The sequence below is a fragment of the Mesorhizobium sp. M7A.T.Ca.US.000.02.2.1 genome (assembly GCF_003996995.1).
GTDB lineage: Bacteria > Pseudomonadota > Alphaproteobacteria > Rhizobiales > Rhizobiaceae > Mesorhizobium.
On the sequence record NZ_RZTT01000215.1, the window covers coordinates 1 to 10,387 of the forward strand.

General features: G+C 62.3%; 11 protein-coding genes and 1 pseudogene. 7 read left to right on the forward strand and 5 right to left on the reverse strand.

From position 1 onward, the window contains the following. The 3 genes and pseudogenes from EOD15_RS19945 to EOD15_RS19955 all read left to right on the forward strand — a co-directional run. Nucleotides 1-172: neutral zinc metallopeptidase (locus tag EOD15_RS19945; RefSeq protein WP_185929025.1), on the forward strand; the 172-nt coding region annotated here is incomplete at its 5' end. Between the two features lie 156 nt (nucleotides 173-328). Continuing rightward, nucleotides 329-1,600, forward strand: coding sequence for a TCR/Tet family MFS transporter (locus tag EOD15_RS19950; protein ID WP_127408758.1), 1,272 nt, complete (start codon nucleotides 329-331; stop codon nucleotides 1,598-1,600). Further along, a pseudogene (locus tag EOD15_RS19955) lies at nucleotides 1,590-2,502 on the forward strand (aldo/keto reductase). Before EOD15_RS19950 ends, EOD15_RS19955 begins: the two are co-directional and overlap by 11 nt. 164 nt (nucleotides 2,503-2,666) lie before the next feature. On the opposite strand, the gene EOD15_RS35820 reads toward EOD15_RS19955, so the two are convergent. Further along, nucleotides 2,667-2,858 (reverse strand): hypothetical protein, encoded by a 192-nt coding sequence (locus tag EOD15_RS35820; RefSeq protein ID WP_164762061.1) that lies wholly within the window; start codon nucleotides 2,856-2,858, stop codon nucleotides 2,667-2,669. Nucleotides 2,859-2,899: 41 nt separating this feature from the next. After that, nucleotides 2,900-4,120: a glutamine-hydrolyzing carbamoyl-phosphate synthase small subunit gene (gene carA / locus EOD15_RS19965; protein ID WP_127322579.1), complete on the reverse strand. Its 1,221-nt coding sequence runs from the start codon at nucleotides 4,118-4,120 to the stop codon at nucleotides 2,900-2,902. A 276-nt stretch (nucleotides 4,121-4,396) separates the two neighbouring features. On the opposite strand from carA, the gene EOD15_RS19970 reads away from it, so the two are divergent. Next, the gene (locus tag EOD15_RS19970; RefSeq protein ID WP_127408759.1) at nucleotides 4,397-4,846 is read left to right on the forward strand and encodes a GatB/YqeY domain-containing protein; all 450 of its coding nucleotides are present in this window, start codon (nucleotides 4,397-4,399) and stop codon (nucleotides 4,844-4,846) included. Between the two features lie 133 nt (nucleotides 4,847-4,979). Beyond that, entirely contained in the window at nucleotides 4,980-5,294 is a 315-nt protein-coding gene (locus EOD15_RS19975; protein ID WP_127321387.1) for a hypothetical protein, read from the forward strand. Nucleotides 5,295-5,339: 45 nt separating this feature from the next. Here the strand turns inward: EOD15_RS19975 and EOD15_RS19980 are convergent, their stop codons facing one another. Then, complete coding sequence (locus EOD15_RS19980) at nucleotides 5,340-6,314, reverse strand: LysR family transcriptional regulator (protein WP_127321386.1); 975 nt, start codon at nucleotides 6,312-6,314, stop codon at nucleotides 5,340-5,342. Between the two features lie 101 nt (nucleotides 6,315-6,415). Between EOD15_RS19980 and pcaD the strand changes: the two genes are divergently transcribed. Further along, nucleotides 6,416-7,207, forward strand: coding sequence for a 3-oxoadipate enol-lactonase (pcaD, locus tag EOD15_RS19985; RefSeq protein ID WP_127321385.1), 792 nt, complete (start codon nucleotides 6,416-6,418; stop codon nucleotides 7,205-7,207). Nucleotides 7,208-7,478: 271 nt separating this feature from the next. After that, nucleotides 7,479-7,661 carry a hypothetical protein gene (locus EOD15_RS19990; RefSeq protein ID WP_127321384.1) on the forward strand — a complete coding sequence of 61 codons (183 nt, stop codon included), beginning with the start codon at nucleotides 7,479-7,481 and terminating at the stop codon, nucleotides 7,659-7,661. Nucleotides 7,662-7,816: 155 nt separating this feature from the next. Here the strand turns inward: EOD15_RS19990 and EOD15_RS19995 are convergent, their stop codons facing one another. Continuing rightward, nucleotides 7,817-9,637: a DUF190 domain-containing protein gene (locus tag EOD15_RS19995; RefSeq protein ID WP_127321383.1), complete on the reverse strand. Its 1,821-nt coding sequence runs from the start codon at nucleotides 9,635-9,637 to the stop codon at nucleotides 7,817-7,819. Nucleotides 9,638-10,116: 479 nt separating this feature from the next. Next, nucleotides 10,117-10,387, reverse strand: a 271-nt coding sequence (locus EOD15_RS20000) for a zinc-binding dehydrogenase (RefSeq protein WP_148129591.1), incomplete at its 5' end; no start/stop codon positions are given.

A 10,387-nucleotide genomic window follows, 5' to 3' on the forward strand; every position in this document is an offset into this window, starting at 1 on the left:
GCTCAATGCTGCCCAAAAGATCGGCGACGACACGCTGCAGAAGAAGACGCAGGGCTATGTCGTACCGGAAAGCTTCAACCACGGCACCTCGCAGCAGCGGCAGACCTGGCTGGCGCGTGGTTACAAGAGCGGCAAGCTGTCGGATTGCAACACGCTGAGTGGGCCGATCTGACCAGACCGTTTTCAAGCTTCACCTGCCGGCGATGTTGTCGTCAGGGGGTGTCAGGATAACCAGATTCGGCCTGTTCCCGCATTGTTCCTTGCCGCGAGCTCGCCTATAAGCTGCGTCCGCCTGCGCCTGAGGGCGAGCAGAGGAGCTTGACCCAGCATGATCGATCCCAAAACCGCCAGACGGGGCCTTGCGCTCGTCTTCACCACGCTGCTGCTCGACATTATCGGCTTCGGCATGATCATGCCGGTGCTGCCGGCCTATCTCAAGGAATTGACCGGGGTCAGCATCAGTGGCGCGGCGATCGAAGGCGGCTGGCTGTTCTTCGTCTATGCGGCGATGCAGTTCGTCTTCGCGCCGATCATGGGTGGCTTGAGCGACCGGTTCGGGCGGCGGCCGATCCTGCTCGCATCGGTGCTGACCTTCTCCATCGACAATCTGATCTGCGCGGTCGCCTGGTCCTACCCGATGCTGTTCATCGGGCGTGTGCTGGCCGGCATTTCAGGCGCCAGCTATTCGACGACTTCAGCCTTCATCGCGGATATCTCGAACGATGAGAACCGGGCAAAGAATTTCGGCCTGCTCGGTATCGCGTTTGGCGTCGGCTTCGTCATCGGGCCGGTTCTGGGCGGGCTGCTCGGCACGTTCGGGCCGCGCGTGCCATTCTATTTCGCCGCCGGGCTCGCCTTCGTGAATTTCCTCATTGCGTTGTTTTTCCTCCCGGAAACGCTCGATGACAAGCATCGCCGCCGCTTCGAGTGGAAACGCGCCAACCCGGTCGGCACGCTGCTGCAGATGCGCCAATATCAAGGCATCGGCTGGATCGGGCTTGTCTTCTTCCTGATGACGCTCGGACACATGATGTATCCGGCGGTCTGGTCGTTCGTCTCCAGCTACCGCTATGACTGGAGCGAGCAGCAGATCGGCTTCTCGCTCGGCGCCTTCGGCCTGTGCGGTGCGATCGTCATGGCGACGGTGCTGCCGCGCGTGATCCCGAGGCTTGGCGAGTGGAAGACGGCGGTCATCGGCCTGACATTCACGGCAGCCAGCGCCTTCGGCTACGCCTTCGCGTCGCAAGGCTGGATGATCTATGCGGTGATCGTCGTCGGCTGTCTGGAAGCGCTGGCCGATCCGCCGCTGAGGAGCCTCGCCGCCGCCAAGGTGCCGCCCTCGGCACAGGGCGAGTTGCAGGGCGCGATGACGTCGATCTTCTCGATCACCTCGATCATCACGCCGCTGCTCTATACGGCGATCTTTTCCTGGTTCACCGGGCCAAGCGCGCCGGTGACCTTCGGCGGTGCGCCCTATCTGGTCGGCGCATGTTTTCTGACGCTGGCGGTCATCGTCTTCGTCACCAACGTGGCGAGGCCCACGGCGCGCGCAAATGTCTCCGTCGGCGTCGCCGAGATGGAGCGCAGGTGTGAGCCATGACAGCCGCATTGCGCTGACTCGGGACGGACTGTCCCTGTCGCGGTTGGTCTTCGGCGCCTCGCGTCTGCTCGACAGCTCCGCCCGCCCGGATGCCGATCAGGTCGCACGGCTGATCGGCACCGCCGTCGATCTCGGACTGACCAGCTTTGATCATGCCGACATCTATGGGCACTATGAGGTTGAAGCGGCCTTCGGCGCCGGGCTGGCGCGCTGGAAAGGCAAGCGCGACAGCATCGAACTGATCTCGAAATGCGACATCATGAAGAAATCGCCAAACCGGCCGGACAACCGGCTGAAGCACTACGATACCAGCGCCACTCATATCGCGGCCTCGGTCGACCGCTCGCTCGCCAATCTCGGCACCGACTATCTCGACCTGTTGCTGCTGCATCGGCCGGACCCGTTGATGGATGCCGATGAGACGGCGACGGCACTGGCCGGCCTGGTCAAAGCCGGTAAGGTGAGGGCGGTCGGCGTCTCCAATTTCACGCCGTCGCAGTTCGATCTGCTGGCCTCGCGAATGCCGTTCGCGCTCGCCACCAACCAGATCGAGATGTCGGTGCTGAAGACATCAGCGCTGACCGACGGCAGCCTCGACCACGCGCAGCGCCTTGCCTATGCGCCGATGATCTGGTCGCCACTCGGGGGCGGCTCGCTGTTCACCGGCAAGGAGGGGCGCGAGGCGCGGGTGCGGGCAGCGCTTGCCCAGGTGGCAGCAGAAATCGGTGCCGGCGATCTGGCTGCCGTCGCGATCGCCTGGCTACTGCGCCATCCGGCCCGGTTGGTGCCGGTGCTGGGTTCGATGAAGCCGGAAAGGCTGGCGGCCATGATCAGGGCGCTGGACATCGTGCTCGACCGCGAGCAATGGTTCGCCGGCCAGCGAAGGTCGGTCGGTGGCGTGAGGGCGAGGCTTGTGCCGCTTGGAAGTCTGCCAGCGGCGCTATCGACCATTCGCTTTGGCGAAGTCCGCCGGATGGGAGGCAGGTCTCAGCCAAATGTCGAAGTCACGCGATTTGCTTTCGAAGGATCAAAGCTTCCTCGTCGAGGATTTAGTGCTCAATTCATTTCACTCGGAACGCCGAATATTGATCTGCGCCAGTTCGGCGTGCGTGAGCCGGCCCCGCAGAATATCCACGGTCACGTCAGCGGGCAAAGCCTTTTCGGTTTTGAGCTCAGCCTTGCGTTCGTCATAGATCGCCACATCCGCGGCGTCTTCAAGGGCTTCTTCAGCGGCACGCAGGTCTGTGTCTTTAGGCATGTCGCTCCTCCCTCAAAGCCGTGCCGCGCTATTGCATGCGGTCAATAAACCCGTTCGGCCAGCAATTCCTCGCCGCGCTTCTCGCGGATTAGATTGACGAAGCGACGGAACAGATAGTGCGAATCCTGCGGGCCGGGCGAAGCCTCCGGGTGATGCTGGACCGAGAACACCGGCCGGCCGGTCAGCGTGATGCCGCAGTTCGAACCGTCGAACAGCGAGACGTGGGTTTCCTCGACGCCCGATGGCAGCGAGTCGGCATCGACGGCAAAGCCGTGGTTCATCGAGACGATCTCGACCTTGCCGGTGGTGTGATCCTTGACCGGATGGTTGGCGCCGTGATGGCCCTGGTGCATCTTGGCGGTCTTGCCGCCCAGCGCCAGTGCCAGCATCTGGTGGCCGAGGCAGATGCCGAACACCGGGATGTCGGTCTTCAACAGATCCCGGATGACCGGCACGGCATAGTCACCGGTGGCTTCCGGGTCGCCGGGGCCATTGGAGAGAAAAATGCCGTCCGGCTGCATGGCAAGGATTTCTTCGGCGCCGGTCTTGGCCGGCACCACCGTGACCTTGGCGCCGAGGCCGGCGAGCAGGCGCAATATGTTGCGTTTGACGCCATAATCGATGGCGACGACATGCATTGTCGGTTCGGTCTGTTCGCCAAAGCCTTCGTTCCACACCCAGGGCGTCTCGCGCCAGACCGAGGACTGGCCCGAGGTGACATCCTTGGCGAGGTCGAGCCCGATCAGGCCCGACCATGCGGCGGCGCGCCGCTTCAGATCGTCGAGATCGAACACGCCGTCGGGCGCGTGCGCGATGACGGCGTTGGGCATGCCCTTTTCGCGGATCAGTGCGGTCAGAGCGCGCGTGTCGATGCCCGACAGGGCGACGATGCCGCGCTTCTTCAGCCATTGGTCGAGACCGGCGCCGGCGCGATAGTTGGAAGGGTTGGTGACATCGGCCTTGAACACGGCGCCGACGGCACCGGCGCGGGCGGCGGGATTGAGGTCCTCGATGTCCTCGTCATTGGTGCCGATGTTGCCGATATGCGGGAAGGTGAAGGTGACGATCTGGCCGGCATAGGAAGGGTCTGTGAGGATTTCCTGGTAGCCGGTCAGCGCCGTGTTGAAGCAGACTTCGGCGACGGCGGAGCCGGTGGCGCCGAGACCGCGACCTTCGATGACGGTGCCGTCGGCCAGCACCAGAAGGGCGGTCGGCTTTTCAGTGGCCCAGGCGGGCGTCGAGGCGGCGGTCATCTCGGCCATGCGGCACTCCTATCAGGCCGCGCGCTGCAACCGGCCCGGCGGGCCATCTGCGCGGCAAACGGCGCGAAGCGGCGATTTCGCGGCCTCCACGCAGTCAAATTTCCGTTCATGCAAGGCCCAGTACATAGGGGAAGGGGGCAGGGCGGTCAATGATCATGCGAAATGCCGCCATGTTTTATTTCGCGTAGCAAAATCAGTGGCTTGCCCCGGCATATCAGGGTTTGCCTTGGCTTGCGCCTGGCGCTATTGTCCGCGCCGATCGAAGGAGAATGCACCATGCGCGGCAAAATCGCCGAATCCCTGAAGAGCGCGATGAAGGCGCAGGACAAGCACCGGCTGCCGACATTGCGGCTGATCCAGGCGGCTATTCACGACCGCGACATCGCCAATCGCGGTTCGGGCAAGGAGCCGGCCAGCGACGAGGAGATCCTGCAGATCCTGGCCAAGATGGTGAAGCAGCGCGAGGAATCGGCCAAAGCCTTCGACGACGGCAAGCGGCCCGAACTCGCCGCGCAGGAGCGCGGCGAGATAGAGATCATCCGCACCTTCCTGCCGACGCAGTTGGACGATGCGGCGGTGACGGCTGCGGCGCGCGAGGCGATCGTCGCGACCGGTGCGGCCAGCCAGAAGGACATGGGCAAGGTGATTGCCGCACTGAAGCAGAAATATGCCGGCCAGATGGATTTCGGCAAGGCGAGCGGCATCGTCAAGGGCCTGCTGCAGTAGGGTGCTGCTCATCTCGTCGCTTGGTTGGCCGACCGGGCGCTCTCCGAATCCAGGTCCGTCCGGAATCCAAGTCCAGGAATTGGAACCCGGATAGCGCCGAGATGTTTATCCGTCATGCAACTGGAGAGATGTCATGACTGAGAACGAAACCCGCTATGAAACCGGTGCGACGAAATATCCGGCAAAGACCGATGCCGACGCTTCCGATGAATTCTCCCAGGATGCGGCCGCCAACAAGAAGCCCGCCAGCGGAATGGGGCTCACCCGCAGGAAGGATGAAGTAGAAGACCGCACCCGCCAATCGGAGGGACAAAACCCGCCAAGGCAAGTCACGCCGAGCGCCGCAACCGAAAAGACGTCCGGCGCCGGCCCCGCTATCGCGGAGCGTTCAAAGGACGCCAAGGCTCCGAAGAGCGGCCGCCAGCCTGGAGCGTATGTCAAGAAGTGATCGCTGGACGGGACCCGAGAGGTCCTGGCATTGCACGGCCGGTCATCAGCGACCGGTTTCCAGTTGCGCCTTTCGCGACAGGTTGGTCGGTATCTGTCCGGCGGGCCTCCTCGGCTCCAATGCGCGGCGCAATGCCGGCGCTTCCTGCTGGATATGATCCCACAGCCGGTTGGCGATCGGCCCATGCGGCCGGTCGCGGCGCCTCGCCACCACCAGTTCGTCGGTGCGGCCCGGCAGATGGCGGCCGGCAATGGATTGCAGGCGCCCGTCATGCAGTTCTTCCTCGATCAGGAAGCGGGGCAGGTGGCCCCAGCCCAGGCCCTGCAGGATGATCTCCTTCTTCATGCCCTGGTCGGCGACGAGGCATTGCGGCGCGCCTTCGATCAGCGAATAGTTTTGTTGTGGCGAATGGCGGGCGCTGTCGCGCATGACGCATTGGGTGAGTGCCTGCATCTGGTCCAGAGTGATCGGCTGCTCGATACGCTCGGGCAGAAAGCCCGGCGCCACCACGGGAATGAAGGACACCTTGCACAGATCAACCCATTCCACCCGCGCATCGCCCTTGTCGACCCAGTGCAGGATCAGATCGGCTTCGTCATCGAATAGACGCTCCCATGGGCCGCCCACCGCTTCGAAATGCAGATGCAGGCGCGTGCCTGGGTACTGTGCGAAGAACCGCCCGAGCATGCCCAGCACATGCGGGCGCGGGCACAGGTCGCCTATCACCACGTGGATCTCGCTTTCCTCACCCATCGCCAACTGGGCGGCATGGACGCGCAAACCGTCCAACTCGCGCAGTAGCGATAGCGCTCGGCGGTGGAACGAAAGCCCGGCATCGGTCGGACGCACGCGATAGCCGCTGCGGTCCAAAAGGATGAGGCCGAGCTGTCGTTCCAGCTTGGCGACGGCGGCGAACACCGCCGGGTGCGAGCGATACAGCATGGCCGCCGCAGGCTGAAAACCGCCGGTGCGGACCACTGCATCGAAGCATTGCAGGTCGTGCAGGGTGAATTCGGCCATGTCAGTTTTTACTACAGAGATTGTCCTATCTTTGTAATATCAACAAAAACGCTCCACGGCTAGGCTCTGTCTCGTTCAACGTTCCAGAAGGAATCTTCATCATGAATGAGCTGAATTTCGTCACAACGGGCGACGGCACGCGCATCGCCTACCGCTTCGATGGCGAGGCAAGCAAGCCGGTGCTGGTGCTGTCGAATTCCATCGGCACCACGCTGCACATGTGGGACAAGCAGATCGGCGAGTTGTCGAAGCATTTCCGTGTCTTGCGCTACGATTTTCGCGGCCATGGCGGATCGAGCGTTCCCGTCGGCGCCTACTCGCTCGACCGGCTTGGCCGCGACGTCATCGAGCTGCTCGACGCGCTCGACCTGCAACGCGTACATTTCCTTGGCCTGTCGCTCGGCGGGTTCGTCGCGCAGTGGCTCGGCATCCACGCGCCCGAGCGGATCGACCGGCTGATCCTGAGCAACACCTCGTCCCATCTCTCGCCGGCAAGCTATTTCGACGAGCGGATTGCCGCGGTGCGGCAGGCGCCGGACATGTCGGAAACCGCCGAGACGTTCCTGAGCAACTGGTTCCCCACGTCGATGGTTGCCGCCAACGAGCCCGTGGTCGAAGAGTTTCGCACCATGCTGCTGGCTATCGACCGGCAAGGTCTGGCGGGTCTGTTCGCAGCGGTTCGCGACGCCGATCTTCGCCGCACCGTAGCACTGATACCGCGGCCGACGCTGGTGATCGCCGGTCAGCACGACACGGTGACAGCAGCCAGCCACGGTGAGATGATTGCCGCAGCGGTGCCCGGCGCGAAGCTTGTAGTGCTGCCCGCGGTCCATCTGTCGAACATCGAATATCCGGCAGAGTTCATCCAGGCTGTGGTCGATTTCCTGCGCTGAGCGCGACGGAAAGGCGTCCGGCACCAGTCCGGCGGTCGCCGAAACGTTCAAAGGACGTACTGGTTCAGAAGGCGGGGCGGCGGCCTCGGTCAACGTGAGCGCCTCGGTGAACCGAGCCATCTGGCGAAAAGCTTATTCAACGCCTTCGGAACGATCCCGTCACCTTGCCATTATCAGCACGAGAGCCGGCTCGGACAGGCAAACGCCGTGACCCGACCTTACAGGCGGCCGATGACTTTCGAGCGCCAACACGAACACGCCGGAGGAAGCGATGACTGGACGCAAAACCCATGACCAACAAATTCGCATCATAACGCCAAAGGACAAGCTTGAAGAAAACAAGGTTCTGTCCAATCGCGACAAGGCACAGCATTCCAAAGAACGCGGTTTGGACTCCAGGCAGGTCGCGACCGAGCAGCATCAGGATCATGCCGCCAACCGTTTGCGGGACTGACGCCCTCGGCGCGCCAGCCTCGGCAAGGTTGCTCGCAAAGCCGTCGGATTCGTTGCCGTCGCTATTTTCGGGCCAGAGCGCCTGGATTTCCTTCGGCAGCGCACGACGCGATCCCAGCGCCGACGAAGACGACCAAGTAGATCATTCCGGTCTCTTCAAAGTGTAGCCCTCATCAGCGCCTCTTGGGCGGCGATCTCGTGGCCGAGAACATCCCAGTGCTCGATGTGTTTGTAGACGATCACCTTGTTCCTCAGGAGCGCCCCATGGGTGCAGCAGAAATCTTCGAGTTGCTCACGGTCCGCGATCAGTTCGACGCACATGGTCAGATCGGGACTGGGAATCTCCACGCCCTCCTGCTGAAGCTTCCCATGGTTCGAGTATCCGAAATGAGTGCTATGCGCGACGGCATTCATGATACCAGCGGCCTTGGCCTGCATGACCAACTCCCTGTAGAGGGGCTTGCCACTGCCGAACCAAGCAGCCTTGCCGACTGCTTTCTCGCGCGGCTTCATGTAGATGCGGACCATCCCAACTTCGCGGGAGGTGAGCTTGTGGCTGGTCATGACGGTAGGCCTTTCCTGAAAGTTTGCGGTTGTCCGGAGGGAGCGCAGCCGTGCACGGCTAATGAGGTCGCCCATGGCTTGGGCGTTCATGTCGCGCATGTGGCGAACGGAAATATCCGGCGGAATGTCATTGGCGGCGACCGTCTTCGGCACGCCGACCCGTTGGGAGAGATAGATGCTGGAATGGCCGCTACAGAGATAGGCAACGAAGCAGGCGACCGCCAGATAGACGGCGTGTGTGGCCCCGAACAGTTCGATGCCCATGATCATGCAGGCGAGCGGTGTATTGGTTGCGCCAGCGAAAACCGCCACGAATCCAAGAGCTGCGAACAGGTCTGGCGGTGCACCGAGGACGCCTGCAACCGCACTGCCGAGGGCCGCGCCGATGAAGAACAGAGGCGTGACCTCACCGCCCTTGAAGCCTGCGCTCAGGGTGACGATGGTGAAAAGCCCTTTCCAGGCCCAGCTCCAGTAGTCGATATGATCCGGACGGAAGAAGCCAAGGAGCGTCGCGTCATCAGGATTGGGGGACCAGACGCCCAGGCCGAGATACTCCCGTGTACCAAGGAGGTAGACGAGACCAATCAGCATGGCACTCGCCAGCACGGGCCGTAGCGGAGCGTAGGGCAGGATTGTCTTGTAGAGTGAAGACGCTTGATGAGAGAGTTCTGCAAAGACGTGTGCGGCCAGCCCAAAGGCGACGCCAGCGATCACCACCTTGAGCATCAGAAAAGCGTCAAGATGGAAGCCGATCCCTTTACCGACACCGCCGAGATAGGTGATCGAGTAGTGGACGTGGCCGATGCTCCAGGCATGGCAGGTCCAATCGGCAACGACCGCCGCGAGCAGGGCTGGCAGCAGCGCTTCATATTGCATCCGGCCGATGGTGAGAACCTCCAGGGCGAAGACCGCTCCCGCGATCGGCGTGCCGAACACCGCCCCGAAGCCCGCCGCAATACCTGCCATCAGGAGGATGCGGACGTCGGCAGGAGGCAGCTTGAATACCTTGCCACATGCGCTTGCCAGGCTGCCACCAAGTTGGACGGCCGTACCCTCTCGTCCGGCCGAGCCGCCGACAAGATGCGTCATGACAGTGCTCACCAGGATGAATGGAGCCATGCGGAACGGCACGCCGCCGCCCGGTTCATGGATTTGATCGACAATGAGATTGTTGCCGCCTTCGGCGGACTTCCCGAAGCTGCCATAGGCCCAGACCATGGCAAAACCCGCCACCGGCATGCAGAAGATCAGCCAGGGAAACGCGAAGCGAAGCTCTGTCGCCCTGTCGAGGCTCCAGAGAAATAGTGCAATCAGCGATCCCACCGCGACCGCCATGGGGACAACGGTCATGATCCACTTTGTGAGACTGCGGATTTGCTGAAAACGGAGGCCGAAAATCGATGCCGGCGTCATGCGTGCGACGCTCCGTCGAGGACGGCACCCTGATTGGGAGAACACAGAAAGTGAATTCCAGGCACGACTCTACTCCTTCGCGTGGCTCGCGTTGAGTAGGAGTCATCAGCTTCATCGGGGAAGCGGTACGGCGTAATGCCCGGCAGAATCCATTACCGTGTGGACGTGGATAAGTCATGCTTGGCAAGGCTGTCAACTGCAATCACGGCCGTCACCGTGAGATGGCACAACGCTTACGCATCATCGCTCCTCATTGAATTCATGTCTGGTTTCGAAACGATGCTTGGGGACAATCGTTTCGCTATCTGTCGCTAAAATTGGCTTGGCGGCCCGTGATCCGGCTCTGCTTCCGGAAACCACGGAACGCTCTTGGTTGCGCTGCCGGCATGATGGTCAAGACTGTCATTGGCTCGACAGTCGCGACGGCGACGCGCGGATCGGATAACCCGTTCCAGAGGGATGGCAGAAGCACCAACTCGCTAGGCGGAAACCTCAAGCACGATCTTGCCACGCACATGCTCATTTTCCAGCCGTTCTTCCGCTTTGGCGACCTCTCCAAGAGGGTAGGTGGCTTCCACGAAGGGGGTGACCTTGCCGGCCTCGATGAGGCGGCCGATCTCGGCAAGATGCGCCGCATTCGGTTCGGCCAGATAGGAGACGCCACGCGCCCGGCGCAAGTTTGCCTTTTCCTGCGACGGTTCGGAAAGAGTGGAAACGAGCGTCCCGCCTGGCTTGAGCACCTCCCAGGAG